We start from the raw sequence: 17,586 nt of genomic DNA on the forward strand, positions 1-17,586 counted from the left end.
GCTCACATCCGCTGCGCGCCGGCCTGCCGCACCGCGTCGAGCGTCGGATAGCCGTTGACCGCCATCAGCAGATCGGCCTCGGCCAACAGGCACTTGAGCACATGGGCCGCCCCGTCCGCCCCGCCGAGCGCGAGGCCGTAGCTGTAGGGTCTGCCCACGCCGACCATTCGCGCGCCGAGCGCGATCGCCTTGATCACGTCGGTGCCGGAGCGGATCCCCGAGTCGAACAGCACCGGCACGTTCCCGGCCGCCGCGACGACATCGGGCAGCAGGTCGATGGCGGCGATCCCGCCATTCGCCTGGCGGCCGCCGTGGTTCGAACAATAGATGCCGTCCACACCCGCATCGACCGCGCGCCGCGCATCGTCGGGATGGCAGATGCCTTTCAGCACGATCGGCAGGCGCGTCAGCGAACGCAGCCAGGGCATGTCGTCCCAGGTCAGAACCTTGCCGAAGAGACGCGCCCACAGGCCGACCGCTTCCGCCGGCGCCGAGGCCGGCGACTTGCCGAGGAGACGCTGGAAGACGGGGTCGGCGAAATAGTTGGCCAGCACATGGCCGCGCAGCTGCGGGAAATTGGCGACGTTGAGATCGCGCGGCCGCCACCCGGTGACCCAGGTGTCGAGCGTCACGACGATCGCCTTGTAGCCCGCCGCCTCCGCGCGGCCGACGAGGCTGGCGGCGAGATCGGGATCGCGGGGCGTGTACAGCTGGAAGAACCCTGGTGTCTCACCCATCGCCCCGGCCACGCCCTCGAGCGGATCGTTCGAAAGGGTGGAGGCACAGAGCGGCACCCCCGTCGCCGCGGCGGCCGCGGCTGCGGCGAGGTCGCCGTGCCCATCCTGCGTACACAGGCCGGTGACGCCGATCGGCGCCATGAACAGCGGACTCGGCAGCGAAAGGCCGAACAGTTCGACGGACAGGTCGCGCGTCCCACAGTCGACCATCATCCGCGGCACCATGCCCCAACGGCCGAACGCTTCCGCATTGCGCCGCTGGGTCAGTTCGTCACCGCAACCGCCCTGGATATAGCCGAGCACGCTCGGCGGCATCGCCGCGGCGGCGCGCGCTTCCAGCGTCGGGAAATCCACCGGCCAGCGCGGGACGATGCCCTGCAGCCCAGCGCCATAGATCAGGTTCTGATAGTCGCCATAGGCCATTGGCCCCTCTCCTTTTCTCCCCGCTTATCGGCTGACGCTCCGCTCCGCCATAGCGTGTCGCGCGACGTGCCTTGCCCCCGATACGGATTGCGGGGGCATGGCGGGACCTGCTCGCTGGCGACGATCCCTTCGGAGCCGGTCGTCGACCTGCCGGCATCTGGCGCCCCGCAAGACGCTTCTCCGATCGGGCTCGCCCCCCTCGCCCCGGCTGCGGCCGATGGAGCCTGGTTCCATCGGGTTCATGGCCCCGCCACGTCCGGCGCGCCCCATGCCGGAGATCCGCTACGGCGGTCGGAACGGGAGGGCCGTTCCACACCGTCGCCTCTCCGACATCGGTGACGTTCGCCATCGAGAGCCTTCGCGCGCGACGACGGATGACGGAACCTGCAACCTTCACCTGTGTTGCTGCTCCGGGACATGTCGGGTAGCGACTACTCCTGTCACGAACTCGTCACATCGCGGGTGCACCGGCAATCCAATGGCCACCATCGCTTCCCAACCGGCAGAGGGCGCTACGCCCTCACGCGGCCCGCATCTCGACGCGCGGCTGCATCCCGCGGGCCGATGGATCTTCCTTGCGGTCCTCGTCGGCGCGCTGGGCTATGCCGGGATCAGCATTGCGACCGATACCGCGCAGGTCGGCGAGCAGATGGCGACGGGCGTGTTCCTGTTCCTCGGCCTCGCCCTGCTGATCGCGCTGGGGTTCGAGTTCGTCAACGGCTTTCACGATACCGCCAATGCGGTGGCGACGGTGATCTACACCCATGCCCTGCCCGCGCCGGTCGCGGTCGTCTGGTCGGGCTTCTTCAATTTTCTGGGGGTGCTGACCTCCTCTGGCGCGGTCGCCTATTCGATCATCACGCTGCTGCCGGTAGACCTGATCCTGCACGTCGGATCGCTGGGCGGGTTCGCGATGATCTTCGCGCTGCTGCTCGCGGCGATCATCTGGAACCTCGCGACCTGGGCCGCGGGCCTGCCGAACTCGTCCAGCCACGCGCTGATCGGATCGATCCTGGGCGTGGGCCTCGCCAACCAGCTGCTCGCGCGGGGCCTGTCGGGCACGTCGGGAGTCGACTGGCACCAGGCGGAAAAGATCTTCATCACCCTCCTCGTCAGCCCGCTCGTCGGGTTTGCCGGTGCGCTGATGCTGATGCTGCTGATGAAGCGCATCTTCACCGACCCGCGCCTCTACCGCGAGCCTTCCGGTGACCAACCGCCGCCGCGCGGTATCCGCGGCCTGCTGATCTTCACCTGCACCGCCGTCAGCTTCGCGCATGGCAGCAACGACGGGCAGAAGGGCATGGGCCTGATCATGCTGATCCTGATCGGCTGCGCGCCCACCGCCTATGCGCTCAACCGCACCGTGCCGGACAGCGCGACGCCGGCCTATGTCGCGCAGGCGCGCGCCGCCCAGGCGACCTTCGCCGCCCATGCCGACGGCGGCCGCCCCGCCTCGACCGATGCAGCACGCGCGACGATCACGCAGGCGTTGTCGGTGCGCCGCGTCGACCGTCCCGCGGTCTATGGCGCGCTGGCGGAGCTGTCGCGCGACGTCGGCGACCGGATCGGCAATTACGGCGCGCTCAGCCGCGTGCCCGCCGCCGCCGCGCCCAATCTGCGCGCGGACATGTATCTGGTGCTCGACGCGACCAAGCAGATCGTGGCCGACGAGGGCGCGAAGGCGCGCTTCTCCGCCGCGCAGCTGGAGCAGATCAAGGGTTATGGCGGGCGGCTCGAGCAGGGGACCCGCTACATCCCGCTCTGGGTCAAGGTGACCGTGGCGATCGCGCTCGGTCTGGGCACGATGGTCGGGTGGAAACGAATCGTCGTCACCGTCGGCGAGAAGATCGGCCAGTCGCACCTGACCTATGGCATCGGCGTATCCGCCGAGCTGATGGCGGCGAGCGCAATTTTTGCATTCGATTATATCGGCCGCCCAGTTTCCACGACACATGTTCTGTCGGCGGGCATCGCAGGCTCTTCCGTGGGCAACGGCCAAGGACTGCAAACAAAGACTATCCGAAACATGATTATCGCATGGTTTCTCACCCTGCCCGCTGCAATGGTTTTATCTGGCTCTATCTACGTTTTGCTTCTGGCCATAGGGCATGCCCTGAGTTGAATGCTAAAGCGCTACCCGTTTCGCAAGCATGTCATGAGGCTAATATACCTAATCCTTGCCGATAGTCGGCATTGAAAGGTAATATCAAGGATCGTTTTGAAAGATAGCGAAATTGAACTTGCTACGGGTGGTCGGATGGGAACGTTCCAGGCAATCGGATGGGCAGTAGGCAATCCGTGGGAAGCCGCAGGTTGGGTCGCCGACAAGGGGATTGCTGCGGGCCGCCGTTATATCAGTCCGTATTTCAGCACGCTTCCTGGCGGGGTCGAAGTTTGGCAAGGTGGCTGATTGTGCGCGTAGAGGCGAGCGCTGGTCACCAGCGCTCGTCTGATTGGGTAAGCAATAAGTTGTGCAGCAACATTCGCGTAACCGGATCGTGACGTCAGCGTCACACTGATCCGGCATGGCATTCCGAACGGGGGCCGAATGCCCCCCAGCTGGGGTGGAATGCCATGACCATCGACCCGACGATGACCACCGGTGATATGGCCGATGCCGGGGCCTCGATCCTGTCCTTCGTGTCGCACCGGCCGGTGACACCCGAAAAGCCCGACGTCGCCCGCCGCCGCTACCGCACCATCTGGATCAGCGACGTGCACCTCGGCACGCGCGGCTGCAATGCCGACATGCTGATCGACTTCCTCGATCGCGTCGACAGCGACATCCTGTACCTGGTCGGCGACATCGTCGACGGCTGGCAGCTCAAGAAGCGTTTCTACTGGCCCGCCGCGCACAACGACGTCGTCTGGCGATTGCTGAAGCGTGCCAAGCGCGGCACGCAGGTCACCTATATCCCCGGCAACCACGACGAGATGTTCCGCCAGTTCGCAGGCATGAACTTCGGCGGCGTCGCGATCCGGCGCAAGGCGATCCACCGCACGGCCGACGGGCGCCGCCTACTCGTGCTGCACGGGGACGAGTTCGACGCCATCACGCTGGGCCACCGCTGGATCGCGCTGCTCGGCGACAGCGCCTACACCGCGCTGATGGCGCTCAATCGCTGGACCAATGTGGTGCGGCGCAAGCTCGGTCGCCCCTATTGGTCGTTGTCCAAGCATGCCAAGGCGAAGGTGAAGAACGCGGTCGCCTTCATCTCGCGGTTCGAGGAGGTCGTCGCGCATGCCGCCGGATCGCGCGGCGTCGATGGCGTCGTCTGCGGGCATATCCATACCGCGGAAATCCGCGAGATCGGCGCCGTCACCTATTATAACGACGGCGACTGGGTAGAGGGATGCACCGCGCTGGTCGAGCATTTCGACGGCACGATGGAGGTGCTGCACTGGGCCGACGAGATCGCGGCGCGCGAGGCGGCGGAACGGACCGCTGCCGCGCGGATCGCCGCCTGACATGCGGATCGCGATCGTCACCGACGCATGGCAGCCGCAGGTCAACGGCGTCGTCCGCACGCTGACCGCAACCAAGGCGGAACTTGAGGCGATGGGGCATGAGGTGCTCGTCGTCTCGCCCGACCGCTTCGCCACCCTGCCCTGCCCGACCTATCCGGAGATCCGGCTGGCGCTGACCGGACGCGGCGGCGTGGGGCGCCTGGTCCGCGCCTTCGATCCGGACGCGATCCACCTGTCGACCGAAGGACCGCTGGGGCTCGCCGCGCGGCGCTGGTGCATGGGTCAGGGCCTGCGCTTCACCACGGCCTATCACACGCAGTTTCCCGATTATCTCGCCAAGCGGACGGGCGTGAACGCAGAGCTGTTCTGGCGCTACATTCGCTGGTTCCACCGGCCTGCGGACGCGATCCTCGTTTCCACCGCATCGGTGGACGGCGTCCTGGCGGCGCAGGGGCTGCGCCACACGCGCCGCTGGGGGCGTGGCGTCGACCTGTCGCTGTTCCACCCCGACGGCCCGCGCGACGAGGCGATCGCGGCGTTGCCGGGCCCGATCCAGCTCTACGTCGGGCGTATCGCCGTGGAGAAGAACATCGAAGCATTCCTCGCGGCGCCCGGTCCGGGCACCAAGGTCGTCGTCGGCGACGGGCCTGCGCGCGAAGCGCTCGCGGCGCGCTACCCGCAGGCGCGATTCGTCGGCCCGCGATTCGGCACCGCGCTCGCCGCCGCATATCGCAGCGCGGACGTTTTCGTCTTTCCGAGCCTTACCGATACGTTCGGACTAGTGATGATCGAGGCTCTGGCCTGCGGCACCCCCGTCGCCGCACTGCCTGCACCGGGGCCGGTCGACGTGCTGTCGCCAGCGGTGGGGGCGATCGACGCGGCGCTCGAGCACGCGATCCTCGCCGCGCTCGGCAGGGATCGGGCGGCATGCGCGGCTTATGCGCGCGCCTTCACCTGGGCAGCGAGTGCAGCACAGTTCCTCAACGCGCTCGCCCCGATCCGGCCGATCGCACAACGCGCCGCCTGAGATACGCATCCCGGCCCTGGCGCTATCGTCCGCTGCGCAGGCGGTCGATCATTGCGCGCTCGAAGGCCTGCGGATCAACGGCGGCTTCCCGCAGGCGCTCGCGGTCGAGCGTCGCCGCCACCGTCCCATCCGCGAGGATCACGCCCGCATCGCACGCGCTCGCGAGCACCGGCAGGTCGTGCAACGCCGTCACGAGGGTAAGACCGTCGTTGACCATGGCGCGCAGAACCTGCCGCAGGTCGTAGGCGGCGACGGGATCGAGCCAGTTGAACGGCTCGTCGAGAATGATCCGCGTGTGACCGCCGACAAAGGCGCAGGCTATCGCCAGCCGCTGCCGCATCCCCGCCGAACAGTCGCCGATCCAACGGTCTGACAGCTCCGCGATTCCCAGTGCGTTCCACAGTGCGGCGAGGCGGCGATGATCCGTCACGGCACCGCATCGCGCATAGTCGAGCAGTTCGCGTCCGCGCATCAGGTCGGGCAGTCGATCGGCCGGCGGGCAAAAGCCGAAACTGCGGGCGCGGGCTGCACGATCCTCCGCGAGATCGCGTCCGTCGACGCGGCAGATGCCTGCGGCGAGCGGCAGCCGCCCGGCAAGCGCGCGAAGGAGGCTGGTCTTGCCCGAGCCATTTGCCCCGATCACGCCGAACCATGTGCCGCGCGGCACGTCGAACCCTATGCCGTCGACGACCCGCCGCTTCCCCCGCACGACGACCGTGGCCGACAGGATGATATCGCTCATCCGATCATCCAGCGCTGATGCGCCGCCGCGCGCGACAAACGCCACACGGCCAAGGCGGCGACAGGCAGGGCGACGAAGGGGGATAGCAGCACGGTTATCGCTATCACGAAGACCAGAACGGCCACGATCAGTTCGGCCTGCAATCGCGCGTAAAGCCGGTGGGCCTGGATGCGCAGGGCCATCGGCACCAGCATGCCGGCGATGACAGATCCGACCACGACGGCACCGGCGAGCCCCACTGCGGCCGATGCTACCACCGGCGCGACGAAGAGGAACGTCAGGCCCCCGGCAGCCCGGCACAACAGGATGCTGCCCAGCCCATGCCCCGAGAGCGCCAAGAACCGCACGACGGCAGGTTCGACCCGCGTCAGCACGGCGATCGCCGCACAAGACGCAAGGGCGCAGACGGCAAGTCGGGCGCTGTCGTCTGTCGGCGCCGCCAACGTCACAATCAGAATCAGCACGGCGGCGAAGACTCCGGCCGCAGGCCGCCGCTGCCATGACAGCAGGCGGCGGTTGATCGTGGGTCGCCACCCTGCACTTGATGCGGAGGGGCGGCCGATGCCGACGGCCCCGCCGGTCGATGCCGTCAGATAGGCGGCGCAGACCACCGGGATCGTATCGGCTCGTACGATGGCCATGGCGGCAGCGAGTACCGCCGCTATCGCCGCATGACAGGCGATCAGATACCGGCGCCGGCATGTCCCCTGGAGCGCCAGCGCCGCGAGCACCCCCTCGCCGACATGATATCGCAACCGGTCCGCCAGAGCGCGCGACGCGGCGACGCCCGCCGTCACGCCGATCGCCATGGCGATCCACATCGCTTGACGCGGCGTTCGCCCGGCGAGTCCCTGATGCGCGAATGCCAGGCAGGCCGCGACCAGCACGATCGCCAGGAATCGATCGTGCCAGCCGGCCACCGCCGTGAAGACCGACCGACGGATCAACAGCCAGTCATGATCGATCAGGCCTGTCCGCCAGCGCTCCATGTCCCCCATGCCCGCGGGCATACCGCGGACAATCCACTGATGGGAAGGCCGTGGAGTGGCGAAGGCTGGCGAGCCTATTCCAGCCCACCGCCGAGCGAGCGGTAGAGTTCGACCAGGTTGCTACCGCGCGACAGCCGCGTCGTCACCAGCTGTTGCTGCGCCGCATAGGCGGTGCGCTGTGCGTCGAGCGTCGTGAGGAAGGAATCGACGCCTGCACGATAGCGCGCGTCAGACAGGCGCGCGGCGACGCTGGCGGCGTTGGCGCGGGCGGCCTGCGCCGAAACCTGCTCGTCGATCGTACCGCGCTGGGCGAGCGCGTCGGCGACCTCGCGGAAGGCGGTCTGCACCGTTTTCTCGTAGGTGGAGACCGCCGCCTGCTGCGAGGCGCGCGCATAGTCGAGATTGCCGCGCAGCCTGCCGCCGTCGAACAACGGCGCCGCGATCGAGGGTGACCCGGTATAGGTGAAGCTGCCGCCGGCGAAGAGCCCGCTCAGCGCGCTGCTGATCGTTCCCAGGGTCGCGGTGAGCGAGATGCGAGGGAACAGTGCGGCCCGGGCCGCGCCGATATTGGCGTTCTGCGCGATCAGCTGATGCTCCGCCTGCAGCACGTCCGGCCGACGCAACAGCACGTCGGATGCGACGCCGGTCGGCAGGTTGGCGATGGTCGCGTCGCCGGTCCCAAGTCCGTTCGGCAGCAGGTCTGCGGTCACCGTCGTGCCGGCGAGCAGGTTGAGCGCATTCTGGTCCTGCGCGATCCGCGTCTTGAGCACGGCGATGTCGTTGCGCGCCGACTGATAATTGGTTTCCGCCTGCCGCGCCTCGAGCTCCGAGGCGACGCCGATGCGGAATTGCGCGCGGGTAAGGTCGAGCGTCTGCTGGAACGCCTTCAGCGTCTCCTCCGACAGGCGCAGCTGATCCTGGTCCGAGGCGAGCGTCAGCCAGGCGGTGGCAAGTTCCGCGATCAGGCTGATCCGCGTCGTCCGCTGCGCCTCTTCGCTGGCGAAATATTGTTCGAGGGCCGCGCGGCTGAGATTGCGGACCCGGCCGAACAGGTCGAGCTCGAACGCCGAGAAGCCGGCGTTGACCGAGTAGAATTGCAGGTTCGACGAGCCGCCGGTGCCGATCGAGGCGCCCGTGCCGCCGGTCCCGGATCCGGTACCGACCCCGGTGCCCGTGCCGGTCCCCGTTCCCCCGCCGCTGGTGCCGCCGCCAGCGGCAGCACCCGACGCGCCCGCCGCGCCGAACAGGTTGTTGGTATAGGTGCCCGAACCGCTGATCGTCGTGCTGGGGACGAGATCGGCGCGCTGCACGCGATATTGCGCGCGCGCCTGCAGGACATTGGCCGCCGCGATACGCAGGTCGCGATTGTTGTCGAGTCCCAGCGCGATCACCTGCTGCAGCCGCGGATCGGTGAAGAAGCTGCGCCAGCCGATCTTCGTAACGTCGGGCGCGTCGCTCGCCGCCGCGGGATAGACGCCGCCCTGCGGCAGGGTCGCCGGCACCGCGCCGACCGGGCGCACATATTTGGGCGCCAGGTTGCAGCCGGCGAGCGTCGCGCTCGCGGCGGCGAGGAGGAGGATGGTCTTGCGGGTCATCGAAATCACGCTCCCTGCGGGGCGGGACGCCCCTCAGTGTCGTCATGCGCACCGCCGTCATGCGGCGGCGTGCCGTGAGGGCCGTCGTGCGGCGGCTGGCCATGGGGATCGTCATGCGCGGCCGGCTCCGCATGGCCGCCCTGGCCGAACAGGCGCAGGACGACGACGAAGAACATCGGCACGAAGAAGATCGCGAGGATCGTCGCCGACAGCATGCCGCCGACCACGGCGCGGCCGATGGCGTTCTGGCCGCCCGCGCCGGCGCCGGTCGAGATCGCCAGCGGCAGCACGCCGAAGACGAAGGCGAGCGACGTCATCAGGATCGGCCGCAACCGCAGCTTGGCCGCCGCGACCGCCGCGTCGAACGGCTTCATCCCGTCGCGCATCTTCTCCTCGGCGAACTCGACGATCAGGATCGCGTTCTTCGCCGACACGCCGATCGTGGTGATCAGGCCGACCTGGAGGTAGATGTCGTTGTTGAGACCCGTCAGCGTCGCCGCGAGCACCGCGCCGAGCACGCCGAGCGGGACGACGAGCATCACCGAGATCGGCACCGACCAGCTTTCATACAGCGCCGCGAGGCACAGGAAGACGATCAGCAGCGACAGGCCATAGAGCGCCGGCGCCTGGCCGCCCGACAGGCGTTCCTCGTAGCTGAGGCCGGTCCATTCGAGGCCGGTGCCCGGCGGCAGCTTGGCATGGATCGCTTCCATCGCCTTCATCGCCGCGCCCGACGACACGCCCGGTGCCGGCGATCCCAATATCTCCATCGACGGCAGGCCGTTGTAGCGCGTCAGCTGCGCCGGCGCCTGCTTCCACGACAGGGTCGAGAAGGCGGTGAAGGGTGCCATCGTGCCGGTCTCGCCGCGTACGTAGAAACTGCCGACGTCCTCCGGCTTCTGGCGATAGGGCTCGTCCGCCTGGATATAGACGCGCTTGACGCGGCCGCGATCGATGAAGTCGTTGACATAGGATCCGCCCCAGGCGGTCGCGATCGTGTTGTTCACCGTCGACAGGTCGAGCCCGAGCGCGCGCGCCTTGTCCTGATCGACGTCGATCTTGAGCTGCGGCGCGTCGTCGAGCGCATTGGGACGCACGCCGGCGAGCGACTTGTCGCCCATCGCCATGCCCAGCATCATGTTGCGCGCGGCGACCAGCTTTTCGTGCCCGATCCCCGCCTCGTCGACGAGTTGCAGGTCGAAGCCGGTGGCATTGCCCAGCTCCTGCACCGCGGGCGGGATGACCGCGAAGATCATCGCATCCTTGAACTGCGAGAAGGCACCCATGGCGCGCCCGGCGATCGCCTGCGCCTTGTTCGCCGCGCCTTCGCGCTGCGACCATTCCTTGAGCGGGATGAAGGCGATGCCGCTGTTCTGGCCCTGTCCGGCGAAGCTGAAGCCGTTGACGGTGAACACGCCCTGGACGTTGCCGCCCTCCTTTTGCAGGAAATGGTCGCGGATCGTGTCGAGGCCCTTCTGCGTGCGCGCAGTGGTGGCGCCCGGAGGCCCCTGCACCAGCGCGATCATGATCCCCTGATCCTCGTCGGGCAGGAAGCCCGTCGGCAGGCGCATGAACAGGAAGCCCATGCCCAGCACGATCAGAAGATAGACAAGCATCGACCGCTTCCAGCTCTTCGCCGTGCGGACCACGCCATGTTCGTAGCGGACCTGGCCGCGTTCGAACTTGTCGTTGAACCAGCGGAAGAAGCGCGCGAGCGGGCCGTTGCCCTCGACCTTGTTCGCCTCGTGCGGCTTCAGGATCGTCGCGCACAGCGCCGGCGTCAGGATCAGCGCGACCGCGATCGACAGCACCATCGCCGAGACGATCGTGATCGAGAACTGGCGGTAGATGACGCCCGTCGACCCGCCGAAGAAGGCCATCGGCAGGAACACCGCCGACAGGACCAGGGCGATGCCGATCAGCGCGCCGGTGATCTCGTCCATCGACTTACGTGCCGCCTCCTTGGGCGACAGATGTTCGGTGGTAATCAGGCGCTCGACATTCTCGACCACGACGATCGCGTCGTCGACGAGCAAACCGATCGCGAGCACCATGCCGAACAGGGTCAGCGTGTTGATCGAATAGCCCGCGGCGGCGAGGATGCCGAACGTGCCGAGCAGCACCACCGGCACCGCGATCGTCGGGATCAGCGTCGCGCGCCAGTTCTGCAGGAACAGGAACATGACAAGGAAGACGAGGATGATCGCCTCGATCAGGGTATGCACCACCTGCTCGACCGACAGCCGCACGAAGGGCGACGTGTCATAGGGGTAGATGACCTTGACGTCGGACGGGAACTGCTTGGCGATCGCGTTGACCCGCTCCTTGACCGCGGTAACCGTGGTCAGCGCATTGGCGCCGGGGGCGAGCTTGATGCCGATGCCCGAGGCGGGCCGGCCGTTCCACTGCGACTGGAAGCCGTAGTTCTCCGCGCCGATCTCCACCCGCGCGACGTCGCGCAGGCGTACGATCGACCCGTCGGTGTTGCTCTTCAGGCGGATCGCCGCGAACTGGTCCGGCGTGGTCAGCCGCGATTCCACCGACACCGTGGCGTTGAGCATCTGCTCCTTGGGCGCCGGCTGCGCGCCGATCTGGCCCGCCGACACCTGCGCGTTCTGCGCGGTGATCGCCGACGTCACGTCCGCCATCGTCAGCGCGTAATTGTTGAGCTTGAGCGGATCGACCCAGATGCGCATCGCATATTGCGACCCGAACACCGTCGTGTCGCCGACACCGTTGACGCGCGCGAGCGGGTCTTGGAGCTTCGAAACGATATAGTCGGACAGGTCGGAATCGTTGTGGCTGCCGTCCGCCGAATAGAGGCCGACGAACATCAGGAAGTTCTGCGTCGCCTTGGCGACGATCAGACCCTGGCGCTGCACCTCCTGCGGCAACAGCGGCGTCGCCGCCTGCAGCTTGTTCTGCACCTGCACCTGCGCGATGTCGGGGTCGGTGCCCTGTTCGAACGTCAGCGTGATGGTGACGAGGCCGGCCGAAGACGAGGAGGACGAGAAGTAGCGAAGGTTGTCGATTCCCTTCAGCTGCTGCTCGATGATCTGCGTCGTCGTATTCTCGAGCGTCTGGGCGTCGGCGCCCGGATAGGTCGCGGTGATCGACACTGCGGGCGGCGCGATGGCCGGGAACTGCGCGATCGGCAGGCTGCGGATCGCCAGGATGCCCGCGAGCATCGTGACGATCGCCAGCACATAGGCGAAGATCGGGCGATCGATGAAATAGCGCGACATGGGGTGTTACTTCGCCTGTGCCTGACCGGGCTGGCCGGGTTGACCGGCCGCCGGCTTGGCGTTGGGATCCCAGGGATGGCCCTGGACCGGCATGCCGGGACGCAGCATCATGCCGCCCTCGACGATCACCTTGTCGCCGGGCTTCAGGCCGCTGGTGACGATCCAGTTCTCGCCCGACGTGCGGCTGGTCTCCAGCACGCGCGGCTCGACCTTGTTGCCCTGGCCGATGACCATGACGGTCGCCTTGCCGCGCTCGTCGCGGCTGACGGCGCGCTGGGGCACGAGGATCGCGTTCTGCTGCGTCCCCTCGACCAGCTGCGCGCGCACGAACATGCCGGGCAGCAACAACCCGCGCGGGTTGCCGAACAAGGCACGGATCGTCTGCGAACCGGTCGTCGGATCGACCGTTACGTCCGCGAAGCGCAGCGTGCCCTCGATCGGATAGGCGGTGCCGTCCTCCAGCATCAGGCGCACGCGCGCATTGCCGTCGCGCGCGATCTGGCCGGTGATGATCTGCTGGCGCAGCTTGAGCAGGTCGGCGCTCGATTGCTGGATGTCGACATAGATGGGGTCGAGGCGCTGGATCGTCGCGAGCGCCTGCGTCTGTGCCGCCGAGACGAGCGCGCCGGTGGTGAACACCGACCGGCCAATACGGCCCGCGATGGGCGCACGGATCGTGGTGCGGGCAAGGTCGATCTGCGCAGTACGCAGCGCCGCCTGCTGCGCGGCGACGTCGGCGCGCGCCTGCGCGGCACTGGTCAGCGCGTTCTCGTAATCCTGGCGGGCGATCGCGTTGATCTTGACGAGCTCGCCATAGCGGCGCGCGAGCGCGGCGCTCGACGCGATCGCGGCGCGGGCCCGCGCCAGCGCGGCGCGGGCGTTGGCGACCTGTGCCTGATAGGGAGAGGAGTCGATCCGGTAGAGCGGCTGGCCCGCGCGCACCATGTCGCCTTCGGTGAACAGCCGCGCCTGGACGAGGCCGTTGACCTGCGGCCGCACGTCCGACGTCTCATAGGCGGCAGTGCGACCGGGCAGTTCCGAGGTGAGCCGGACGGGCTGCATCGCCATCACGACATAGCCGACCGGTGCCGGTCCCTGCGCCCCCTGCTGCTGCGGTGGCGCCTCGCCACCCTTGCCGCAGGCCGCCAGCACCAACGCCAGCGCCACAACTCCGTGTCGGCTGTTCATCATGTCGAAATCCGCTAGACAGTATGTGAGTGATCGTTCACTCACAAAATGCTGCTACTGCGAACACGGATTGACCGTCAAGCACCAAGGTGAAGTTTCGTTTCATGACCGATAGGATCCAGTGCTGCTCCCTCTTTGCGAACCGCGCCGAGCAACGTCGCCGACTGGTGACGGAGACGGCACGCAAGCTGTTCATGGAAAACGGTTTTCATGCGACGGGCATGGCCCAGCTCGCCAAGGAATCAGGTGTCGCGGTCGGCCAGATCTATCGCGATTTCTCGTCGAAGGAGGATATCGTCGCGGCAATCTGCAACAGCGATTGCGGCGAGTTCATGCAGAGCGGCCAGCTGGACGCGGCGATCGAGTCGGGCGATTCGCAGGGGGTGCGCGAATGGTTGCGGCATTTTCTCGATGCCGAGGATCCCGAGGGTGACGATCGGTTGTTCGCCGAGATCGTCGCAGAGGCCACGCGCAACGCGAGGATCGCGACGATCTTCCATCGGTTGCGGGCAGAGTTCGAAAGTCGGCTGAGCGCGGCGCTCACGATGCTCGCGCCCGGCGATGTGCTGGCCGAACGCCGGCGGCTGCTGGCGGACATGATCATGACGCTGTCGCTGGGGCTCAGCTATTTCCAGCTGCTGCACCAGCCCAAGGACATGCCGGCGCTTACCGCGAAGCTGATCGAGATGGTCGACCGGGAGCTGGACGCGCTCTGCACGGCGGCCGGCGCCTGATCCGGCGAGCCCGGATCGGGGCGGCGCCGATGGTCATGCGCCGTGATACTCCCGATACCAGCGCACGAACCGCGGAATGCCTTCGTCGATAGTCGTCACGGGCCGGTAGTGTAGATCCCGCCTGGCGGACTCGATATCCGCGAAGGTCCGGGTGACATCGCCAGGCTGCATCGGCAGGTCCTGCCGGATCGCGGAACGACCGATCGCCGCCTCCAGCAACGCGATGACCCGGCCGAGCGGCTCGGCACGGTGGTTGCCGAGATTGTATAGCGCGTGCGGCGAGACGCTACCTCCCGACTTCGGCGATGCATCGTCCGCGGGTGCATGGTCGTGCGCCGCGACCACGCCGGCGACGATATCGTCGACGAAGGTGAAGTCCCGCTCCATACGGCCATGGTTGAAGACGGGGATCGGCTGCCCCCGCAGGATCTTCGCGGTGAAGATCCAGAGCATCATGTCCGGGCGCCCCCACGGCCCGTAGACCGTGAAGAAGCGCAACCCCGTCTGCGGCAGCCGGAACAGATGCGCGTAGCTTTCGCTCATCAGCTCGTTGGCGCGCTTGGTGGCGGCGTACAGCGACAGCGGCCGCTCGACGCGATCCTCGACGTGGAACGGGACATCGACATTGCCGCCATAGACCGAAGAGGACGAGGCATAGACCAGGTGCGCGACACGCCGATCGCGCGCGAGTTCGAGCAGGTTGAGGTGGCCGACCAGATTCGCCTGCGCATAGACGTCGGGCCGCTCGACCGAATAGCGTACCCCCGCCTGCGCACCGAGATGGACGATCCGATCGAAGTCACGGCCCGCGAGCGCGGCACGCAGCGCGGCGGCATCGGCGAAGTCGAGATGATGGAAGGCGAAACGGTCGCCGTACGCCTGCGTGATGTGCGCGAGCCGCGCCCGCTTCAGCGCGGGGTCGTAATAGTCATTGAGCGAATCGACGCCGATGACGCGATCGCCGCGCGCGAGCAGCGCCTGCGCGGTCGCCATGCCGATGAAGCCGGCGGCTCCGGTAACCAGCGTCGTCGGCATCGCCCTTCCCCGTCAGCATCCCCGTTCGCGCGAACGAGACCGCGCGGGCTCTATGACCTTTTGCGCAGGCGTCAACCGTCGGCCTTGGCCAGCGCATAGGCCTGCGTGCCCCGGGTGATGACCGTATCGCCCGGCTCGATCGCCGCCACCGGAATATCGGGCTGCGCCTTCAACTCGGCATACAGCGGCGCGAAATCCGTCTCGACCGTGATCCGCAGCAGTTCGTCGAAGCTGGGGATGACGAAGTAATTCTGCTGGAAGTCGTCGATCCGATATTCGGTCCGCATCACCCGTGCGATGTCGAAGCCGATCCGGTTCGGACTGGGATCGTCAAGCGCGAAGCGGCTTTCCGCGTAGCTCGATACGATGCCAGACCCATAGATCCGCAGGTCGCCTCCCTCCTGGATCAAACCGAACTCGACCGTGTACCAGTAAAGCCGGCCGAGATACTTCAGCGCGTCGAGACCGAGCGCACGCTGGCCGCCACGGCCATAGGCTTCGAGATAATCCGCGAACACCGGATCGGCGAGCATGGGCACATGGCCGAACACGTCGTGAAACACGTCGGGTTCCTGCAAATAATCCAGCTGGTCCGGCCGACGGATGAAATTGCCCGCGACGAACCGGCGGTTCGCCATATGGTCGAAAAAGACGTCGTCGGGGACGAGGCCGGGCACCGCCACGACCTGCCAGCCGGTCAGCTTCATCAGCCGCTCGCTGAGCTCCTCGAAATCCGGAATGCCGGGCTTCGACAGCTTCAGCACGTCGAGCCCGCGCAGATAGGCGTCCGACGCGCGGCCCGGCAGCAGCTTGGATTGCCGCGCGAACAGCGTATCCCAGGTCGCATGCTCCTCCGCCGTATAATGCTGCCAGTCCTGCGGAACGGTCCAGTCGGCGGCGGCGCCCGGCGGGGGCGAGTCGAGCATATGCGTGTCGTCAGCCATGGGCACAGCCTAACAGAAGGTATCGGATGAAACTATACGCACGATGGCTGTTCCGGTCGTTCGCGGGCGCGGGCGCACTCGTCGTTAGCGTGCTGCTGGCCTATGGCGCCGCGGGGCTGGTCGGCGGCGCCTTGCCCGCGCATGCGGCGTGGCGCCCGCCGGCGCAGGGCATACCCATCTGGGTGGAGTCGAACGGCATCCACGTGTCGCTGGTGCTGCCGAAGGTCGCGGCGGGCATCGACCTGCGCCCACTCGCCCCGGCCGGGGACATCGCCGATCCGCGATATGCACGCTACGATCACCTCGCCATCGGCTGGGGGGACGAAGCGTTCTTCCTCGGCACGCCGACCTGGGCCGACGTGCGGCCCGGCACGATCCTGGCGGCGGCGGCGGGGAGCGACCGGACTCTTCTCCATGTCGAACACGTACCCGGCCCCGTCGAAATGAGCCGCCGCATCGTCTTGCGCCCCACGGAATACCGGCGACTGATCGCCTTCGTTCAGGCAACCTTAAAGCCGGGAGGACGTATATTGCAAAGTTATGACAGGAACGACGCCTTCTACCCCGCGCGCGGGCATTACAGCGCGATCCGCACGTGCAACGCCTGGGTTGGCGATGCGCTTCGTCACGCGGGTGTCCGGGTAGGACGATGGACGCCGTTTCCCGTCACGATCCTCGGATGGTTCCCGCCCCGGGCAGCAGCGGAGCGATAGGCTCCGACAGGGCCGGTCGGCAACGTGCCCGACCGGTGGCGCCGCCGCCCGCGCTGCTCGCATCCGAATTCCCGCGGGTCGCATGGATGCTCGCGACGCGATGGCGCTATCGCGACGCGCTCGACGCCGTGCCGGCCGGCAACGGCGGCGGAGTCATGGTCCTGCCCGGGCTGTTCGATTCCGATGGTTCCAGCCTCGTCCTGCGCCGGTTCCTGACGAGGCTGGGCTATCGGCCGCACGGCTGGGGCCTGGGTCGCAACCTCGGCGCACGCAGCGCGGATCCCGATGCTGCCCGCCTGATTGCCCGGGTCGAGGCGCTTGCCGCGGATACCGGCCCCGTCGCATTGGTGGGCGTCAGCCTTGGCGGCTTGATGGCGCGGCTGGTCGCGCATCGGCGGCCCGATCTCGTCTCCCGCGTCGTCACGGTCAGTTCGCCCTATGCCGGCAGCGGCAAGGCGACCAACGTCTGGCGCGCGTTCGAATGGGCGACAGGGGAGCGGCTGGACGATCCCGCGGTGCTGGCGCGGTGCGAGGAAATCGCCGCGCCGTTGCCGGTGCCCGCTACCGCGATCTGGAGCCGGCGCGACGGCATCGTCAACGGCCATATCTGCCGCGATCCCAGCGCCGATTGCGTCGAAGTGTCGAGCGGCCATCTGGGCGTGCACATCCATCCGGAGGTGCTGATCGCCATCGCTGCGGCGCTGGCCAAGGACGTGCGCGGGCACTGAGCGCCCCGCCGGGCACCG

14 protein-coding genes are annotated in these 17,586 nt (G+C 67.6%); 6 read left to right on the forward strand and 8 right to left on the reverse strand.

The window, feature by feature from the left end; all coding sequences use genetic code 11:
* Positions 1–2: 2 nt before the first annotated feature.
* Positions 3–1,160, reverse strand: coding sequence for an alpha-hydroxy-acid oxidizing protein (locus RF701_RS07145; RefSeq protein ID WP_210358145.1), 1,158 nt, complete (start codon positions 1,158–1,160; stop codon positions 3–5).
* Between the two features lie 478 nt (positions 1,161–1,638).
* On the opposite strand from RF701_RS07145, the gene RF701_RS07150 reads away from it, so the two are divergent.
* From RF701_RS07150 to RF701_RS07160, 3 genes are all read left to right on the forward strand, one after another.
* Positions 1,639–3,282: an anion permease gene (locus RF701_RS07150; RefSeq protein WP_308814524.1), complete on the forward strand. Its 1,644-nt coding sequence runs from the start codon at positions 1,639–1,641 to the stop codon at positions 3,280–3,282.
* A gap of 485 nt (positions 3,283–3,767) precedes the next feature.
* Entirely contained in the window at positions 3,768–4,628 is an 861-nt protein-coding gene (locus RF701_RS07155; RefSeq protein WP_246848238.1) for a UDP-2,3-diacylglucosamine diphosphatase, read from the forward strand.
* Between the two features lies 1 nt (position 4,629).
* Positions 4,630–5,655: a glycosyltransferase family 1 protein gene (locus tag RF701_RS07160; protein WP_308814525.1), complete on the forward strand. Its 1,026-nt coding sequence runs from the start codon at positions 4,630–4,632 to the stop codon at positions 5,653–5,655.
* 22 nt (positions 5,656–5,677) lie between these two features.
* Here RF701_RS07160 and RF701_RS07165 read toward each other — a convergent pair whose 3' ends face one another.
* The 5 genes from RF701_RS07165 to RF701_RS07185 form a co-directional block, all read right to left on the reverse strand.
* Positions 5,678–6,397, reverse strand: a complete 720-nt coding sequence (locus tag RF701_RS07165) for an ABC transporter ATP-binding protein (protein ID WP_308814526.1) — start codon at positions 6,395–6,397, stop codon at positions 5,678–5,680.
* Positions 6,394–7,206, reverse strand: coding sequence for a hypothetical protein (locus tag RF701_RS07170; RefSeq protein WP_308814527.1), 813 nt, complete (start codon positions 7,204–7,206; stop codon positions 6,394–6,396). Before RF701_RS07170 ends, RF701_RS07165 begins: the two co-directional genes overlap by 4 nt.
* A 254-nt stretch (positions 7,207–7,460) precedes the next feature.
* Positions 7,461–8,981, reverse strand: coding sequence for an efflux transporter outer membrane subunit (locus RF701_RS07175; protein ID WP_308814528.1), 1,521 nt, complete (start codon positions 8,979–8,981; stop codon positions 7,461–7,463).
* Positions 8,982–8,986: 5 nt separating this feature from the next.
* Entirely contained in the window at positions 8,987–12,226 is a 3,240-nt protein-coding gene (locus tag RF701_RS07180; protein ID WP_308814529.1) for an efflux RND transporter permease subunit, read from the reverse strand.
* Between the two features lie 6 nt (positions 12,227–12,232).
* Positions 12,233–13,417 (reverse strand): efflux RND transporter periplasmic adaptor subunit, encoded by a 1,185-nt coding sequence (locus RF701_RS07185; protein ID WP_308814530.1) that lies wholly within the window; start codon positions 13,415–13,417, stop codon positions 12,233–12,235.
* A 101-nt stretch (positions 13,418–13,518) separates the two neighbouring features.
* Between RF701_RS07185 and RF701_RS07190 the strand changes: the two genes are divergently transcribed.
* Positions 13,519–14,148: a TetR/AcrR family transcriptional regulator gene (locus RF701_RS07190; RefSeq protein ID WP_246848193.1), complete on the forward strand. Its 630-nt coding sequence runs from the start codon at positions 13,519–13,521 to the stop codon at positions 14,146–14,148.
* A gap of 33 nt (positions 14,149–14,181) precedes the next feature.
* Here RF701_RS07190 and RF701_RS07195 read toward each other — a convergent pair whose 3' ends face one another.
* Positions 14,182–15,183, reverse strand: coding sequence for an NAD-dependent epimerase/dehydratase family protein (locus RF701_RS07195; RefSeq protein ID WP_308814531.1), 1,002 nt, complete (start codon positions 15,181–15,183; stop codon positions 14,182–14,184).
* Between the two features lie 71 nt (positions 15,184–15,254).
* Positions 15,255–16,127 (reverse strand): phenylalanine 4-monooxygenase, encoded by an 873-nt coding sequence (gene phhA / locus RF701_RS07200; protein ID WP_308814532.1) that lies wholly within the window; start codon positions 16,125–16,127, stop codon positions 15,255–15,257.
* Positions 16,128–16,153: 26 nt separating this feature from the next.
* Between phhA and RF701_RS07205 the strand changes: the two genes are divergently transcribed.
* Both RF701_RS07205 and RF701_RS07210 read left to right on the forward strand, forming a co-directional pair.
* Positions 16,154–16,840: a TIGR02117 family protein gene (locus RF701_RS07205; RefSeq protein WP_210358154.1), complete on the forward strand. Its 687-nt coding sequence runs from the start codon at positions 16,154–16,156 to the stop codon at positions 16,838–16,840.
* Positions 16,841–16,875: 35 nt separating this feature from the next.
* The gene (locus RF701_RS07210) at positions 16,876–17,568 is read left to right on the forward strand and encodes an alpha/beta fold hydrolase (RefSeq protein ID WP_308814533.1); all 693 of its coding nucleotides are present in this window, start codon (positions 16,876–16,878) and stop codon (positions 17,566–17,568) included.
* The last annotated feature ends 18 nt before the right edge of the window (positions 17,569–17,586 follow it).

Origin of the sequence: Sphingomonas sp. GV3 (assembly GCF_031082075.1) — a bacterium.
Lineage (GTDB): Bacteria > Pseudomonadota > Alphaproteobacteria > Sphingomonadales > Sphingomonadaceae > Sphingomonas > Sphingomonas beigongshangi.